A 17,160-nucleotide genomic window follows, 5' to 3' on the forward strand; every position below is an offset into this window, starting at 1 on the left:
CGTCCCGATTCACGATTAACGCCCATTTCACCACGCCTCGCGAGAGGGCCTTAACCAAGCCGCTCCATCCTGTATCGAAACGGGACCTTGGAGGGGCGGATGGGCCAGCACGTGGAGACCCTGGTGATCGGCGGCGGGCCGGCCGGTCTGACGACCGCCTACACCCTCGCCAAGGCCGGGCGGGGCGTGACCGTGCTCGAGATGGATGCGGCCCGCGTGGGCGGCGTCGCTCGGACGCTCGACTACAAGGGCTTGAAGTTCGACATCGGCGGCCATCGGTTCTTCTCGCGCAATCCCGAGGTTCTCGACCTGTGGCGCGAGATGCTGCCCGAGGGCTTCGTCGAACGGTCGCGCCGCTCGCGCATCTACTATCAAGGGCGGTTCTACGCGTTTCCGCTGCGGGCTTTCCAGGCGCTGGCCAATCTTGGCCCCTGGATGGCGACCAGGTGCCTGGCGTCGTTCGCCTGGGCCAAGGTCAAGCCGATCAAGCAGCCCGAGAGCTTCCGCGACTGGGTCCGCAATCATTTCGGCGAGACGCTGTTCACGACCTTCTTCAAGTCCTACGCCGAGAAGGTGTGGGGCATGAGCTGCGATGACCTGTCGGCCGACTGGGCGCGCCAGCGGATCCGGGGGCTGCATCTGGGGACCGCGATCGCGGACGGCGTCCGCCGGTCGCTGGGCTTGCAACGCAAGGCGCCGGTCGCCGCGCCGACCAAGACCCTGAGCGAGCGCTTTCTCTATCCCCGCCAGGGCGCGGGCATGGTCTGGGAGGCTTGCGCCGAGAAGATCGTCGCGCTGGGCGGCGACGTCCGCCTGGGACGACGGGTCGATGGTCTGCACTACGACAAGCTCGCGCGCCTCTGGACCGTCTCGGTCGCCTGCGCCGACGGCCGCAAGGAGATCTACACCGCCGACAACGTGGTCTCCTCGGCGCCGATCCGCGAGCTGATGCAGTCGATCAGCCCGACTCCGATGAGCGTCTTCCACGCCGGCGAGCTGATGTACCGCGACTTCCTGACGGTCGTGCTGATCGGCAAGCCGCGCAAGGCGCCGCCGGACACCTGGATCTACGTCCATGACGCCTCGGTGCAGGTCGGCCGCGTGCGCGACCTGCGGGCCTGGTCGCCCGAGATGATCCCCGACGGCGTCGAGGCGGCGCTGGGCCTGGAATATTTCTGCTTCGAGGGGGACGCCCTCTGGAGCCTTTCGGACGCCGAACTGATCGCCAAGGCCAAGGCCGAGATCGCCCGCATAGGCCTGATGGATGTCGAGGCGGTCGAGGACGCGTGCGTCGCCCGCCAGCGCAAGGCCTATCCGGTCTATGACGAGGCCTATGCCGAGCACATCCGGATGATCCGCCTGGATCTGAAGATGCACTATCCGGGCCTGCACCTGGTGGGTCGCAACGGCATGCACCGCTATGGCGACCAGGACCGGGCCATGATGACCGGCGTTCTGACCGCCGAGAACATCATCGCCGGCGAGCGCGTGCATGATGTCTGGGAGGTCGACGAGAACGCCGCCTACGACCGTCCCATGGTCCGCGTCGAGCGACCGGCGCCGCAACGCGCCGCGGCCTGAGCTCGGGTCCCGGGCGGTGATTCTCTAGGCGGGCGTCTGCTCCGGCTTTTGACGCTTCGATTCGCTCATCAGCCGGCTCACGCCGCCGCAGGCGAAGCACACGATCGCGTCGGCGAGTCCGGCCATCGCGGCCAGCACGAAGACCCCGGAAATCACCACAACCGCCAACGCCAACATGGAAATCTCCCGCTTCTCAAGACCAAGCGAGGGAGGGCGTTTTCCGTTCCGAAAACGACCGTTGGCGCGGCAAAAAATCATACAAATGGTTGACAACGTTGTCGCGCTTCCAATGAATGTCGCGTCCGCGCAAAGACGGACTCGCGAACATCGTCGCCTAGGGAGTGGTCCAGTGATTTCGGTGCTCAAATTCAATCGCGGAGGCGTTCGATGAGTGACGCCGCGATCGCCAAATCCCCGGCCAAGAGCGGGGGCTCCAAGCTGGCTATCGTCTATGTGACGTGCCTGTTCTTCATCTGGGCGCTGGTCACCAATCTGCTGGACCCGCTGCTGAAGACCATGAAGACGGTCTTCACCCTGACCCCGGTCGAAGCCAGCCTGACCGGCTTCGCCTTCTTCATCGCCTATGGCGTCATGTCGATGCCCTCGGCCGCCTTCCTGTCCAAGTTCGGCTACGCCAAGTCGGTGATGGTGGGTCTCGGCGGCATCGTCGCCGGCTGCTTCATCGCCATCGCGGCGGCCAAGCTGCACACCTTCGCCCTGGTGCTGACGGCCCTGTTCGTCATGGCCTCGGGCATCACCCTGCTGCAGGTGGCGGCCAACCCGCTGATCGCATCGATGGGCCGTCCCGAGGACAGCTCGTTCCGGCTGAACCTGTCCCAGGCGTTCAACTCGCTGGGCGCGGCCTGCGGCCTGTGGTTCGGCGCCAACTTCCTGCTCAAGGGCCAGATCTTCGAGAAGGGCATTACGATCACCGAGGCCATGCGCGAGCAGGCCCTGGGCTTCGTGTCCAACGTCTATTTCGTGATCGGCGCGGGCCTGGCCCTGTTCATCCTGGCCATCTTCTTCGTGCGCCGCCAGATCACCGAGGCGGCCCCCAAGACCGGCCACTTCATCAATCCGCTGGCGGCTCTGTCGTCGAAGTGGGCGAACCTGGGCGCGATCGGCATCTTCCTCTATGTCGGCGCCGAGGTCGCGATCTCGCTGAACCTGCTGCTGTTCATCGAGCAGGCGCACATCCTGAACATCCCGGCCGAACAGGCCGGCAAGATGACGACCTTCTACATGGTCTTCGCCATGATCGGCCGCTTCGCCGGCTCGGCCCTGCTGAAGTCATTCAAGGACTACTGGCTGCTGACCGCCGTGGCCGTCGGCGCGATCGCGCTGAGCCTGGTCGTCATCCTGACCAAGGACATGGTTCCGAGCGCCCACACCGGCGACATCAACCTGCTCCTGGCCACGGTCCCGATGACGACGGGCCTGATCCCGGCCTTCGCGGCCCTGCTGATCGGCCTGTTCAACTCGATCATGTTCCCGACCATCTTCACCCTGACCCTGCAGCGCTCGTCGGCTCCGGCCTCGGCGACCTCGGGTCTGCTGTGCATGGCCATCGTCGGCGGCGCCTTCCTGCCGCTGGCCTTCGCCAAGATCGAGGAGATGACCGGCTCCAAGTCGCTGGCCTTCATCGCCCCGCTGATCTGCTACGTCTACGTCCTGTGGTTCGCGCTGGTGTCCAAGAACGCCCCGACCCACGAGATCGAGGACGAGGCGGTGGCCGGCGGCCACTGACCTTTCGAGACCCGCCTGCAAGCGCCCCGGAAGGCTTCGGCTTTCCGGGGTTTCTTTTTGCCGATCAGTTTTCCTGAAGGCGTCTATCGAAAAACCTCGGTCGTAATTCCCAGTGCTCGGCACGACATTGGCGGTCTCACGAGCGAAGGAACGCGCATGGCCGCCGTCCAACCCAAGAGCAGCCGCTTCATCAGCGGCTTTGGCGTCCAGGTCCTGGCCGCCATGGCGATCGGCCTGGGCCTTGGCCTGCTGGCCCGCCAGCTGGGGCCGGCGGAAGGGCAGGGCGGCTACGCCCTGGCCGAGACCCTGCACCAGGTCGGCGCGATCTTCGTCCAGCTGCTGCGCACCCTGGTGCCGCCGCTGGTCTTCACCGCCATCGTCGCTAGCGTCGCCAATATCGCCCAGCTGCAGAACGCCGCGCGCCTGGTCTGGCGCACGCTGTTCTGGTTCGCGGTCACCGCCCTGATCGCGGTGCTGATCGGCATCGCCCTGGGTCTGATCCTGCAGCCCGGCCTGCACACCACGGTCGAGGCCGCCGCCGCCAAGGCGCCCAAGACCCATGGCTCGTGGCTCGACTTCCTGACCGGCCTCGTGCCCGTCAACGTGCTGGGCCTGGCGGCCTCGACCAAGATCAGCGACGCCGGCGCGGCCACGACCTCGCTGTCGTTCAACGTGCTGCAGATCGTCGTCATCTCGCTGGTCACCGGCGTCGCCGCTCTGAAGGTCGGCGAGGCGGGCGAGGCCTTCCTGAAGTTCAACGCCTCGGCCCTGGCGATCGTGCGCAAGGTCCTGTGGTGGGTGATCCGCCTGACGCCGATCGGCACCATCGGCCTGTTCGGCAACGCCGTGGCGCAATACGGCTGGACGACGCTGGGCCAGCTCGGCGCCTTCACCGGCGCGATCTATATCGGTCTCGGCCTGGTGCTGCTGGTCGTCTATCCGACCATCCTGGCCCTGAACGGCCTCAACCCGATCAAGTTCTTCCAAGGCGCCTGGCCCGCGATCCAGCTGGGCTTCGTCTCGCGCTCCTCGGTCGGAACCCTGCCGGTGACCGAGGCGGTGACCGAGACGAGCCTTGGCGTGCCGCGCGCCTACGCCGCCTTCGCCGTGCCGCTGGGCTCGACGACGAAGATGGACGGCTGCGCGGCGATCTATCCGGCCATCTCGGCGATCTTCGTGGCCCAGTTCTTCGGCGTGCATCTGGCGCTGTCGGACTACTTCCTGATCGTCTTCGTCTCGGTGATCGGTTCGGCCGCCACCGCCGGTCTGACCGGCGCCACGGTGATGCTGACCCTGACCCTGTCGACCCTGGGACTGCCGCTGGAAGGCGCGGGCCTGCTGCTGGCGATCGACCCGATCCTCGACATGGGCCGCACCGCCGTGAACGTCGCCGGCCAGGCCCTGGTCCCGACCATTGTCGCCAAGCGTGAGGGCATCCTCGACCTCGAGACCTACAACGCCGGCCAGGTCCCCGCCGAGGCGGGACTGATCGCCGCGGAATAGGTCTGCGCGGTTGCGCCGGAAAGCTTTAGCGGCGAGTTTGCGCGCCTCGTAAAGCGTCCCCGGGGGATTCCATGGTTCTGAAGACGGCGAACGGCGGCCCGGAAGGGCCGAGCCGGCGTGGATTCCTGTCCGGCGCCGCCGCCCTCGCGGGTCTGGCCGTCGCCACGCCCCGCGCCTTCGCCCGAGCTTCGGACCGCGTCGAGGCCCTGCTGGCCCAGATGACGATCGAGGAGAAGGCGGGTCAGCTCTCGTGCTTCGCCGACATGATCCGCCCGCCCATCGGCGACATGAACCCGCTGGTCAATCTGCGCAACGCCCAGACCCTGACCGCCGAGATCAAGGCCGGCCGGATCGGCGTGCTGATGAACGGCGTGGGCGCCCAGGCCGCCCTCGACACGCAGAAGGCCGCTGTCGAAGGCTCGCGCCTGAAGATCCCGCTGCTGTTCGCCGCCGATGTGATCCATGGCTTCCGCACGGTCTTCCCGATCCCGTTGGCCGAGGCCGCCAGCTTCGACCCGCATCTGGCCGAGCGCACCGCCCGCGCCGCCGCCTCGGAAGCTTCCGCCTCGGGCCTGCACTGGACCTTCGCGCCGATGGTCGACGTCGCCCGCGACCAGCGCTGGGGCCGCGTGGCCGAGGGGGCGGGCGAGGATCCCTATCTCGGCGAGGTCATGGCCGCCGCCCGCGTCCGCGGCTTCCAGGGCAAGGACCTGAAGGCCGACGACAGCATGCTGGCCACGCCCAAGCACTTCGCCGCCTACGGCGCGGTGACGGCCGGCCTCGAGTACAATTCAGTCGAGTTGTCCGAGGCGACCCTGCGCGAGGTCCATCTCCCGCCGTTCCAGGCCGCCTTCGCGGCGGGGGCGATGACGGTGATGTCGGCCTTCAACGACGTGAATGGCGTCCCGTCCACCGCCAACAAGCGCCTGCTGACGGGCGTGCTGCGCGAGGAGTGGGGCTTCAAGGGCGTGGTCATCTCCGACTACACCTCCGACCAGGAGCTGGTCGCCCACGGCTACGCCGCCGATGATCGCGACGCCGCGCGCCTGGCGATCCTGGCCGGTGTCGACATCAGCATGCAGAGCGGCCTCTACGTCCGCTATCTGCCCGAACTGGTCGCCTCGGGCGCCGTGCCGATGGCGGTGGTCGACGCTTCGGTGCGCCGGGTGCTGGCGCTGAAGGAGGCGATCGGCCTCTTCGACAACCCCTATCGCTCGCTGGACCCGGTCGCCGAGAAGGCGCGCACCGCCACGCCCGCCCTGCGCGCCCTGAGCCGCGAGGCCGGCGCGCGCTCGATCGTCCTCCTCAAGAACGACGGCGGCCTGCTGCCCTTGCCCAAGGCGGGCAAGCGCTTGGCTCTGATCGGCCCCTTCGGCGACGATCGCGACAATGTTCTGGGCGCCTGGGGCGGTTTCTTCGCCGACAAGTCGCTGAACGTCGACCTCGCCACGGGCCTGCGGGGCCAGCTCGCCGATCCGGGCAGCCTTGTGGTCGAGCGCGGCTGCGACGTCGAAGCGCCGATCGCGGGCGGGATCGAGCGGGCGGTCGCCGCCGCCCAGGCCGCCGATGTCGTGCTGCTGGCGATTGGCGAAAGCGAGACCATGACCGGCGAGGCCAAGTCCCGCACCGACATCCGCATTCCGCCGGCCCAGCAGCGTCTGGCCGAGGCGATCGCCGCCACGGGCAAGCCGGTCGTCGTGCTGCTGCGCCACGGTCGCGCCCTGGCGCTGGAAGGGCCGGTCCGCGACGCGCCGGCGATCCTGGCGACCTGGTTCCTCGGCAGCGAAATGGGCCACGCCGTCGCCGACGTGCTGTTCGGCGCGGTCAATCCGTCCGGCCGCTTGCCGGTCAGCTTCCCGCTCGACAGCGGCCAGGAGCCGTTCTTCTACAACGGCCGCCCCACGGGCCGCCCCGCGCCGGCCGATCCCAACGCCCAGGAGTACAAGTCTCGCTGGCGGTCGATCCGCAATGACGCGCTCTATCCGTTCGGTTTCGGCCTTGGTTATGCGCCGTTCGCGGTGACCGACCTGCGTCTCAGCACGGAAAAGCTCGGCTGGGACCAGACGCTCCATGTCACCGCCAAGGTCCGTAACACCGGGTCGGTCCACGGCGAGCATGTGGTCCAGCTCTACATTCGCGACCGCGTGGCCAGCCGCACCCGCCCCGTGCGCGAGTTGAAGGGCTTCCAGCGCGTCTCGCTGGCGCCCGGCAACGAACGCGAGGTCCGGTTCGAGCTGCGGCGCGAGAACCTGATGTTTGTCGGCGATCACGACTATTGGGGCGCCGAGCCTGGCGTATTCGACGTCTGGCTGGCCAATTGCGCGACCGACGGCCTCGTCGCCAGCTTCGAACTCCTGGCGGCATAAGGCGAAGCGCGAATCATTTCGTGCTGGATTGCGGGCGTATTGGGGCGTCGCGCAGTTCCTCACGGCCGCTTTTACTCGCCTGACAAGCGAATCTGGTCTCTGCGCCCGGTCGGTGTACGGAATATTCAGGTTCAGGACATGTCTTTGTCTTGAAAGGTTTTAAATCCAATTCTGTTGGCCGGGGCATAGGTAGGCGATTAACTGCCCTCGGCTGGCGCGGACCTGCGTCCGGATGTCTCGTTGAAAGGACTTGGAAACGAAATAAGGTTATGCCCGACGGGCCGTAGTGTGGCTTGTTGCCGAGGCGCTTGCGTTTGGGGGGGCGTCTCCATGTTGCTTCGTGGCGCGCAAAAGGCGCGTCTGCACAGCAGGGGATGGATGTATGCCGATCTCGAGTCTTTCCGCCGCTCAGATCTCGAACCTGTCGGTCACCGCGATCCAGGGACTGACGACGACGGACATCCAGTCCCTCAATGGAACTCAGGTCGCCGCGATCAGCGTGACCGGGATCGGCGCGCTGGACACCACGCAGGTCGCCGCGCTCAGCACGACCCAGGTCAAGGCGCTTACCGCCACCCAGATCCCGAAGTTCTCGGCATCGGTGACCTTCGACGTCACCCAGCTCACCCAATTCTCCAGCCAGCAGGTCTCGGCGCTTACCTCGACCCAGCTTGCGGGGCTCGACACCTCCCATATCGCCGTCCTCAGCGCCACGCAGATCGGCTCGCTGTCGGCCGCTAACTTCTCGGGCCTGGACGCCACCCAGGTCGGCCAACTGAGCGAGACCCAGGTCAAGGGCATCACCGCGACCCAGCTGAAGGGCGTCTCGACCAACGATATCGGCGAGCTTTCCGCCACCCAGGTCGGCGCGCTCGCCGCCGACCGCCTCGCGGCTCTGTCCGCCGCCAACCTGTCGGCCCTGAACGCCACCCAGGTCGGGGCGCTGAGCAACACCCAGATCGCGGCGCTGACGACCACCCAGCTCAAGGACTTGACCGCCACGGATATCGGCGAGCTGTCGGCCACGCAGGTTGGCGCGCTCTCGACGGTTCAGCTTGGCGCCTTGTCGGCGGCGAACGTCTCGGCCCTCAACTCCACGCAGGTGGGCGGCCTTTCGACGACTCAGATCAAGGGGATCACGACCACCCAGATCAAGGGTCTCAACACCACCGATATCGGCGAACTGACCGACACCCAGGTCGGCGCCCTGACCGTCGCGCAGATCGGCGCCCTGGCCACCGCCCAGGTTCAGCAGCTTTCCACCGGCCAGCTCTCCGTCCTGTCCTCTACCCAGGTCGGGGCGTTGGGCGCGGCGAACTTCTCGGTTCTGGACGCGACGCAAGTCGGCGCGCTAAGCGAGACGCAGATCAAGGGTCTGACGACCGCGCAACTGGGCGGGCTGTCGGCGGCCGACGTCGGCGAGCTGTCCGCGACGCAGGTGAGCGCGCTGAGCGCCGGCCAACTGGGCGCCCTGACGACCACCGCCGTCTCGGCCCTGGACGCGACACAAGTCGGGGCTCTGTCGACGACCCAGATCAAGGGTCTGACGGCGGCCCAGCTGAAGAATTTCTCGACCACCGATATCGGTGAGCTATCCGAGACCCAGGTCGGGGCGCTGAGCGCGTCGCAGCTGGGCTCTCTCAGCACGGCGGCTGTTTCGGCCCTGAACGCGACCCAGGTGGGCGCGCTGTCGACGACCCAGATCAAGGGTCTGACGACCGGCCAGGTCTCCAACCTGACCGCCACCGACATCGGCGAACTGTCAGAGACCCAGGTCGGAGCTCTGACCGCCGATCAGATCAAGAATCTGTCGACCACCAACCTGTCGGCGCTGTCGGCCACCCAGGTCGGCGCCCTCAACAACACCCAGATCGCCGCGATCACGACGACGCAGGTCAAGAACCTGACGACGACCGATATCGGCGAGCTGTCGGCCACCCAGGTCGGGGCCCTGACGGCCGCTCAGGTCGGCGCCTTGAGCCAGCCTCAGGCGCAACAGCTTTCGGCGACCCAGATCGGCGGTCTTTCGTCGACGCAGGTGGGGGCGTTGAACACGACGAACCTGACCTCGCTGAACGCCACCCAGATCGGCGCGCTGTCGACGACCCAGGTCAAGGGTCTGACGGCGACCCAGCTGTCCAACCTTAGCACCGCCAATGTCGGCGACCTGAGCGAGACGCAGGTGGGGGCGCTGAGCGCCTCGCAGATCGGCTCGCTGGGCGCTGCCAACTTCTCGAACTTGAACGCGACGCAAGTCGGCGCGCTGAGCGAGACCCAGATCCAGCCCCTGACCGCCACGCTCATGACGGGTCTGTCGACCGCCGACGTGGCCGAGCTGGCGACCACCCAGGTGGGCGCGCTGTCGCCCACGCAGATCGGCGCTTTGGGCGCCAACTTCTCGGCCCTGGACGCGACCCAGGTTGGCGCGCTGTCGACGACCCAGATCAAGGGCCTGACGACGGCCCAGGTGGCTGGTCTGACGACGACCGACATCGGCGAGCTGTCGACGACCCTGATCGGCGCGCTCAGCGCCGACCAGGTCAAGTCGCTGTCCAACGCCGGCCTGTCGGCCCTGGACGCGACCCAGACGGGGGCGCTGTCGACGACCCAGGTCAAGGGTCTGACCACGACCCAGATCAGCAACCTGACCGCCACGGATATCGGCGAGCTGACCGGGACGCAGCTTGGCGCCCTGAACAACTCGCAGCTGGCCGCGCTGACCCAGGCCAACGTCAAGGCTCTGACGACGACCCAGCTGGGCGCGCTGAGCTCGACCCAGATCGGCGCGTTCGCGCCGACCAACTTCTCGGCCCTGGACGCCACTCAGGTCGGCAGCCTGACCGAGACCCAGGTCAAGGGCCTGACGACGGCCCAGATCGGCGGCCTGTCCGCGGCTGACGTCGCCGAGCTGTCGGCGACCCAGGTGGGGGCGCTGAGCGCCTCGCAGGTGGGCGCCCTGAGCACCACCGCCGTCTCGGCCCTGGACGCGACCCAGGTGGGCGCGCTGTCGACGACCCAGGTCAAGGGCCTGACGGCGACCCAGCTGAAGATCTTCTCGACCACCGATGTCGGCGAGCTGTCCGAGACCCAGGTCGGGGCCCTGACCCCGACGCAGCTGGGCGCTCTGAGCAACGCGGCGCTCTCGGCCCTGACCGCCACCCAGACCGCGGCGCTGTCGACGACCCAGATCAAGGGTCTGACGACGACCCAGCTGTCCAACCTGACCGCCACCGACATCGGCGAGCTGTCGGCGACCCAGGTCGGGGCCCTGACGGCCGATCAGATCAAGTCGCTGACCCCGGCCAACCTGTCGGCCCTGGACGCCACCCAGGTCGGCGCCCTGACCAACACCCAGGTCGCGGCCATGACCGTGACCCAGCTGAAGGGCCTGTCGGTCACCGACATCGATGAGCTGTCGGCCACCCAGGTCGGCGCCCTCGCGGCGGCCCAGATCAGCGCCCTGAGCCAGGCCCAGGCGCAGGAGCTGTCGGTCACCCAGATCGGCGGTCTCTCGGCCACCCAGGTCGCGGCCCTGAACACGACGAACCTGACCTCGCTGAACGCCACCCAGCTCGGCGCCCTGTCGACGACCCAGGTCAAGGGCCTGACGGCGAGCCAGCTCGGCAGCCTGAGCACCGCCAATGTCGGCAACCTGAGCGAGACGCAGGTCGGGGCGCTGAGCGCCTCGCAGATCGGCTCCCTGGCCGCCGCCAGCTTCTCGGCCCTGAACGCCACCCAGGTCGGCGCTCTGAGCGAGACCCAGATCAAGGGCGTGACCGCCACGCAACTGAAGGGTCTGTCGACCACTGACATCGCTGAGCTGTCGACCACTCAGGTCGGCGCGCTCTCGGCTTCGCAGGTCGGAGCCCTCGGCGCCAACTTCTCGGCCCTGGACGCGACCCAGGTCGGCGCGCTGTCGACGACCCAGGTCAAGGGGCTGACGACGACCCAGTTGTCCAACCTCACGACCACGGACGTCGGCGAGCTGTCGGCCACCCAGGTCGGCGCCTTGACCGCGGATCAGATCAAGTCCCTGTCCGCCGGAAACCTGTCGGCCCTGACCGGCACCCAGGCGGCGGCTCTGACGACCACCCAGGTCAAGGGCCTGACGACCACCCAGATCGCCGGTCTGTCGACGACGGACGTCGGCGAGCTCTCCGACACCCAGCTGTCGGCCCTTTCGGCCCAGCAGATCGCGGCGCTGAACGTCGACGACCTGACCGCCACCCAGATCTCGGGCCTCAGCGCGACCCTGATCGGCGCGCTGGGCTCGGCTAAGTTCTCGGGATGGGACGCCACCCAGGTGGCCGCCCTGAGCGAGACCCAGATCAAGGGCCTGACCTCCACGCAGTTGGGCGGCCTGACCACCGGCGATGTCGGCGAACTGTCCGCGACCCAGGTTGGCGCTCTGACGCCGACCCAGATCGGCGCCATGAACGCCGCGGCCTTCTCGGCGCTCGACGCCACCCAGACCGCGGCGCTGTCGACGACCCAGATCAAGGGTCTGAACACGACCCAGCTCAAGAACCTGTCGGTCGCCGACATCGGCGAGCTGTCCGAAACCCAGGTCGGGGCCCTGGCGCCGTCGCAACTGGGCGCTCTGAGCACCACGGGCGTTGGGGCGCTGAACGCCACTCAGGTGGCCGTGCTGTCGACGACGCAGGTCAAGGGTCTCACCACGACCCAGTTGTCCGCCCTCAGCGCGACCGACATCGGTGAGTTCACGGCGACCCAGATCGGCGCCCTGACGGCCGACCAGGTCAAGTCGTTGACGGCGGCCAACCTCTCGGCCCTGGACGCCACCCAAGCCAGCGCCTTGACCAACACCCAGATCGCGGCGCTGACGACGACCCAACTGAAGGGCCTGTCGGTCACCGATATCGATGAGCTGTCGGCGACCCAGGTCGGGGCCCTGACGGCCCTGCAGATCGGCGCTCTCACCACCAACCAGGTGCAGGAGCTTTCGGCGACCCAGATCGGCGGTCTTTCGTCGACGCAGGTGGGGGCGTTGAACACGACGAACCTGACCTCGCTGAACGCCACCCAGATCGGCGCGCTGTCGACGACCCAGGTCAAGGGTCTGACGGCGACCCAGCTGTCCAACCTTAGCACCGCCAATGTCGGCGACCTGAGCGAGACGCAGGTGGGGGCGCTGAGCGCCTCGCAGATCGGCTCGCTGGGCGCTGCCAACTTCTCGAACTTGAACGCGACGCAAGTCGGCGCGCTGAGCGAGACCCAGATCAAGGGCCTGACCGCCACGCAGCTGAAGGGTCTGTCGACCGCCGACGTGGCCGAGCTGTCGACCACCCAGGTGGGCGCGCTGTCGCCCACGCAGATCGGCGCTCTGGGCGCCAACTTCTCGGCCCTGGACGCGACCCAGGTTGGCGCGCTGTCGACGACCCAGATCAAGGGCCTGACGACGGCCCAGGTGGCTGGTCTGACGACGACCGACATCGGCGAGCTGTCGACGACCCTGATCGGCGCGCTCAGCGCCGACCAGGTCAAGTCGCTGTCCAACGCCGGCCTGTCGGCCCTGGACGCGACCCAGACGGGGGCGCTGTCGACGACCCAGGTCAAGGGTCTGACCACGACCCAGATCAGCAACCTGACCGCCACGGATATCGGCGAGCTGACCGGGACGCAGCTTGGCGCCCTGAACAACTCGCAGCTGGCCGCGCTGACCCAGGCCAACGTCAAGGCTCTGACGACGACCCAGCTGGGCGCGCTGAGCTCGACCCAGATCGGCGCGTTCGCGCCGACCAACTTCTCGGCCCTGGACGCCACTCAGGTCGGCAGCCTGACCGAGACCCAGGTCAAGGGCCTGACGACGGCCCAGATCGGCGGCCTGTCCGCGGCTGACGTCGCCGAGCTGTCGGCGACCCAGGTGGGGGCGCTGAGCGCCTCGCAGGTGGGCGCCCTGAGCACCACCGCCGTCTCGGCCCTGGACGCGACCCAGGTGGGCGCGCTGTCGACGACCCAGGTCAAGGGCCTGACGGCGACCCAGCTGAAGATCTTCTCGACCACCGATGTCGGCGAGCTGTCCGAGACCCAGGTCGGGGCCCTGACCCCGACGCAGCTGGGCGCTCTGAGCAACGCGGCGCTCTCGGCCCTGACCGCCACCCAGACCGCGGCGCTGTCGACGACCCAGATCAAGGGTCTGACGACGACCCAGCTGTCCAACCTGACCGCCACCGACATCGGCGAGCTGTCGGCGACCCAGGTCGGGGCCCTGACGGCCGATCAGATCAAGTCGCTGACCCCGGCCAACCTGTCGGCCCTGGACGCCACCCAGGTCGGCGCCCTGACCAACACCCAGGTCGCGGCCATGACCGTGACCCAGCTGAAGGGCCTGTCGGTCACCGACATCGATGAGCTGTCGGCCACCCAGGTCGGCGCCCTCGCGGCGGCCCAGATCAGCGCCCTGAGCCAGGCCCAGGCGCAGGAGCTGTCGGTCACCCAGATCGGCGGTCTCTCGGCCACCCAGGTCGCGGCCCTGAACACGACGAACCTGACCTCGCTGAACGCCACCCAGCTCGGCGCCCTGTCGACGACCCAGGTCAAGGGCCTGACGGCGAGCCAGCTCGGCAGCCTGAGCACCGCCAACATCGCGGCCCTGGTCCCCACGCAGGTGGGGGCGCTCAGCTCGACCCAGATCGCCGGCTTCGCGCCTAGCGGCCTGTCCAACCTGGACGCCACCCAGATGGCGGCGCTGAGCCCGACTCAGGTGCGCGGCTTCACGGCCACGCAGCTGAAGGGCCTGAACGCGACCGACATCGGCGAACTGTCGACCACTCAGGTCAGCGCGCTGTCGGCCCTGCAAATCGGCGCCCTGACGGCCGCGAACATCTCCGCCCTGGACGCGACCCAAGTGGCCGCGCTCAACGAGACCCAGATCAAGGGCCTCACCACCACGCAGATCTCGAGCCTCACCACCACCGACATCGGTGAGCTGGCGGCCACCCAGATCGGCGCGATGGCGGGCAGCCAGCTGGCGGCGCTGAACACGACCAACCTTTCGGCCCTGACGGCGACCCAGGTCGGGGCGATCACCACCACCCAGATCAAGAGCCTGACCGTCGACCAGGTGAAGAACCTGTCGACGACCGATATCGGCGAACTGTCCGAGACCCAGATCGGCGCCCTGACGAACAGCCAGGTGACGGCCCTGACGTCGAACCAGGCGCAGCAGCTCAGCGTCACCCAGCTTGGCTCGCTCAGCAGCGCCCAGGTGGGGGCCCTGACGTCCACGGCGTTCGCGACGCTGGACACGACCCAGGTCGGCGCCCTGACGGCGACCCAGGTCAAGGGTCTGACGGCCACGCAGCTGGGCGCTCTGAGCACAGCCGACGTTGGTCAGTTCATCGACACGCAGATCGCGGCCCTGAGCATCCTGCAACTGGCGGCTCTTTCGGCGACCAACGTCTCGGCTCTGGACGCCACCCAGACCGCGGCGCTGACGGCGACCCAGGTCAAGGGCCTGACGACGACCCAACTGAAGGGCCTGACGTCGACCGATATCGGCGACCTGTCGGCGACCCAGCTGTCGGCGCTGACGAGCACCCAACTGGGCGCTCTGTCGACGACGGTGGTCGACAGCCTGACGACGACCCAGGTCGGTCAGCTGCAGCCTTCGCAGCTGAGCGGTCTGACCACGACGCAGCTGGATTATCTGTCGACGACCAACATCTCGAACCTGACGTCCACCCAGGCCAACGCCCTGACCCAGACCCAGGTCCAAAGCCTGAGCGACGCTCAGATCGCGGCCTATCTGACCGTGAGCTGATCCCGGCCGCCGCTCGCGCTCTCGGGCGCGAGCGGCGATCGCTCCAGATGAATGGTCGGGCCCTGAGCCCCATGCCATGATCGGACTTGGCGCGACTCGCGCGCCATGCTCACCCATGGCTGTCCGTCGCCTACCGGTATCAGGAAGACTATGGCCGACATCGATACGCTGGATCTGCTCAGCAAGCTGACCTCCGAAGGCTGCTCGCTCGGAGAGTTGATCACCATCGCCTCGGAACTGGCCCAGGCGGGCAAGCCGCAGGTGGCGGATCAGGCCTACAAGATCTGGGCGCGCTTCAACCCCGAGCATCCGCAGTTGTGCGTGGCGCTGTTCAATCGCTCGGTTCTGCAGTCGGCCCTCGGCGACAATGGAGGCGCGGCGGCCTCGTTGGAGCAGGCGATCGCGCTGAACCCCGACTTCATGCCGGCCTATGTGAATCTGGGCGGTCTGCAGGAGCGGGCGGGACTCAGCGAACTGGCCATCGCCACTTGGGAAGCCGGCGCGAACCGCTCGGCCAACATCAATGGCATGGCGGTCAGCTACGCCTTCACCTGTCTGAAGCAGATCGCGCGTCTGCTGGGGGACTTGCTTCAACCGGCGCGCGCCGAGATGGCGCTCCAGCGCGCGGCGGACATCGATCCGCACGCCATGGACGTGATCGGTCAGTTGGTCGCCACGCGTCTTTCGCAGTGCAAGTGGCCGATTCTGGCGCCGTCAGAACGCGTCAGCCGCGAGACGCTGCTCAGCGGCGTCAATCCGCTGTCGATCGCCGCCTATACCGATGATCCGATGCTGCTGTTGGCGGCCGCCAACACCCTGATCGAGCGCGAGGTCAAGGCGACGCCTGAACAGATCCGCGTCGACCGGCGCGACGCGCCGATCGACCTGACCGGCCGGCGGCTGCGGATCGGGTACATCTCTTCCGATCTCCGCGATCACGCGGTCGGCTATCTGATGGCCGAACTGTTCGAAGTGCACGACAAGGAGAAAGTCGAGGTCTTCGCCTACTACTGCGGCCAGGAGAGCAGTGACGGCCTTAACACGCGCATCCGCGCGGCGGTGGAGCATTTCATCGACATCCGCCCGATGAGCGATGACGAGGCCGCTCAGCGCATCGCCGACGACGGCATCGACATCCTGGTCGACGTCAATGGCCACACCCGCGACGCCCGCACCGCCGTCTTCGCGCGCCGGCCGGCGCCCATCCTGGTCAACTGGCTGGGCTATCCGGGGACGATGGGCAGCGACTACCACCACTACATCATCGCCGACCCGTGGATCATCCCGCCGGAGATGGAGCACTACTACTCCGAGGCTGTGCGCCGGATCCCCTGCTATCAGCCCAATGACCGACGCCGGCGCGTTCAGGAGGAATGCCCGACCCGCGCCGAGGCGGGCTTGCCCGAGGACGCCTTTGTCTTCTGCTGCTTCAACGGCGTCCAGAAGATCACGCCGCACGTGTTCGACCGCTGGATGCAGATCCTCAAGCGCACGCCGGGCAGCGTGCTGTGGCTGCTAGACAGCAACCCGGAGGCCAACGCCCGCCTGCGCGACTACGCGGAAGCCAAGGGCGTTGACAGGACGCGCATCGTCTTCGCGCCGAAGCTGCAGAACGCCTACCACCTGGCCCGCTATCGGCTGGCGGACCTCTTCCTAGACACCACGCCCTATGGCGCGCACACGACGGCCTCGGACGCTCTGTGGATGGCGGTGCCGGTGCTGACCTGGTCGGGCCGCAGCTTTGCTTCGCGGGTCTGCGGCAGCCTGGTCCGCAGCGCGGGCCTGCCCGAGATGGTGGTCGATAGCGGCGAGGCCTATGTCGACAAGGCCGTCGAGATCGGCGCGGATCGCGAGAAGGCCCGGGCCCTGCGCGCGACGCTGGAGGCCAACCGCGACACCTGCGTGCTGTTCAACATGGACCTGCTGGCCGACAGCCTGGAGACGCTCTATGGCGAGATGGTCGCCGAGTATCAGGCCGGCGGGCGGCCCAGCCCGGACCTGACCAATCTGGACGTCTACATGAAGGTGGGCCTGGAATTGGACCAGGATCATCGCGAGATGCAGGGGGTGGAGGACTACGAAGGCCTTTATCGCCAAGCCTTGGCCCGTCGTCACAAGGTCAGGTCGATCCCCGCGGACAATCGGATCTGGACGCCGGACGCGCGTCAGTCGGCGACCTGA

The 17,160-nt window shown here is 67.8% G+C and carries 7 protein-coding genes; 6 read left to right on the plus strand and 1 reads right to left on the minus strand.

The window, feature by feature from the left end:
* Window positions 1-99: 99 nt before the first annotated feature.
* Window positions 100-1,581, plus strand: coding sequence for an NAD(P)/FAD-dependent oxidoreductase (locus CSW60_RS18375; RefSeq protein WP_099538619.1), 1,482 nt, complete (start codon window positions 100-102; stop codon window positions 1,579-1,581).
* 24 nt (window positions 1,582-1,605) lie between these two features.
* Here CSW60_RS18375 and CSW60_RS23515 read toward each other — a convergent pair whose 3' ends face one another.
* Complete coding sequence (locus CSW60_RS23515; protein WP_161495660.1) at window positions 1,606-1,758, minus strand: hypothetical protein; 153 nt, start codon at window positions 1,756-1,758, stop codon at window positions 1,606-1,608.
* Between the two features lie 210 nt (window positions 1,759-1,968).
* On the opposite strand from CSW60_RS23515, the gene CSW60_RS18380 reads away from it, so the two are divergent.
* The 5 genes from CSW60_RS18380 (at window position 1,969) to CSW60_RS18400 (ending at window position 17,160) form a co-directional block, all read left to right on the plus strand.
* Window positions 1,969-3,327, plus strand: coding sequence for a sugar MFS transporter (locus CSW60_RS18380; protein WP_099538620.1), 1,359 nt, complete (start codon window positions 1,969-1,971; stop codon window positions 3,325-3,327).
* Between the two features lie 156 nt (window positions 3,328-3,483).
* A complete protein-coding gene (locus CSW60_RS18385; RefSeq protein ID WP_099538621.1) occupies window positions 3,484-4,830 on the plus strand; it encodes a dicarboxylate/amino acid:cation symporter in 1,347 nt (448 codons plus the stop codon).
* A 71-nt stretch (window positions 4,831-4,901) separates the two neighbouring features.
* Complete coding sequence (locus tag CSW60_RS18390; protein WP_099538622.1) at window positions 4,902-7,196, plus strand: glycoside hydrolase family 3 N-terminal domain-containing protein; 2,295 nt, start codon at window positions 4,902-4,904, stop codon at window positions 7,194-7,196.
* Between the two features lie 382 nt (window positions 7,197-7,578).
* The gene (locus CSW60_RS18395) at window positions 7,579-14,979 is read left to right on the plus strand and encodes an ice nucleation protein (RefSeq protein WP_099538623.1); all 7,401 of its coding nucleotides are present in this window, start codon (window positions 7,579-7,581) and stop codon (window positions 14,977-14,979) included.
* A 150-nt stretch (window positions 14,980-15,129) separates the two neighbouring features.
* Window positions 15,130-17,160, plus strand: coding sequence for an N-acetylglucosamine transferase (locus tag CSW60_RS18400; protein WP_099538624.1), 2,031 nt, complete (start codon window positions 15,130-15,132; stop codon window positions 17,158-17,160).

The organism is Caulobacter sp. X, from assembly GCF_002742635.1.
Lineage (GTDB): Bacteria > Pseudomonadota > Alphaproteobacteria > Caulobacterales > Caulobacteraceae > Caulobacter.

What these genes read in the sequence shown, in the direction of transcription:
- CSW60_RS18375 (WP_099538619.1), top strand. Translation starts at nt 100, where the DNA reads ATGGGCCAGCACGTGGAGACCCTGGTGATCGGCGGCGGGCCGGCCGGT.
- CSW60_RS23515 (WP_161495660.1), bottom strand. Translation starts at nt 1,758, where the DNA reads ATGTTGGCGTTGGCGGTTGTGGTGATTTCCGGGGTCTTCGTGCTGGCC.
- CSW60_RS18380 (WP_099538620.1), top strand. Translation starts at nt 1,969, where the DNA reads ATGAGTGACGCCGCGATCGCCAAATCCCCGGCCAAGAGCGGGGGCTCC.
- CSW60_RS18385 (WP_099538621.1), top strand. Translation starts at nt 3,484, where the DNA reads ATGGCCGCCGTCCAACCCAAGAGCAGCCGCTTCATCAGCGGCTTTGGC.
- CSW60_RS18390 (WP_099538622.1), top strand. Translation starts at nt 4,902, where the DNA reads ATGGTTCTGAAGACGGCGAACGGCGGCCCGGAAGGGCCGAGCCGGCGT.
- CSW60_RS18395 (WP_099538623.1), top strand. Translation starts at nt 7,579, where the DNA reads ATGCCGATCTCGAGTCTTTCCGCCGCTCAGATCTCGAACCTGTCGGTC.
- CSW60_RS18400 (WP_099538624.1), top strand. Translation starts at nt 15,130, where the DNA reads ATGGCCGACATCGATACGCTGGATCTGCTCAGCAAGCTGACCTCCGAA.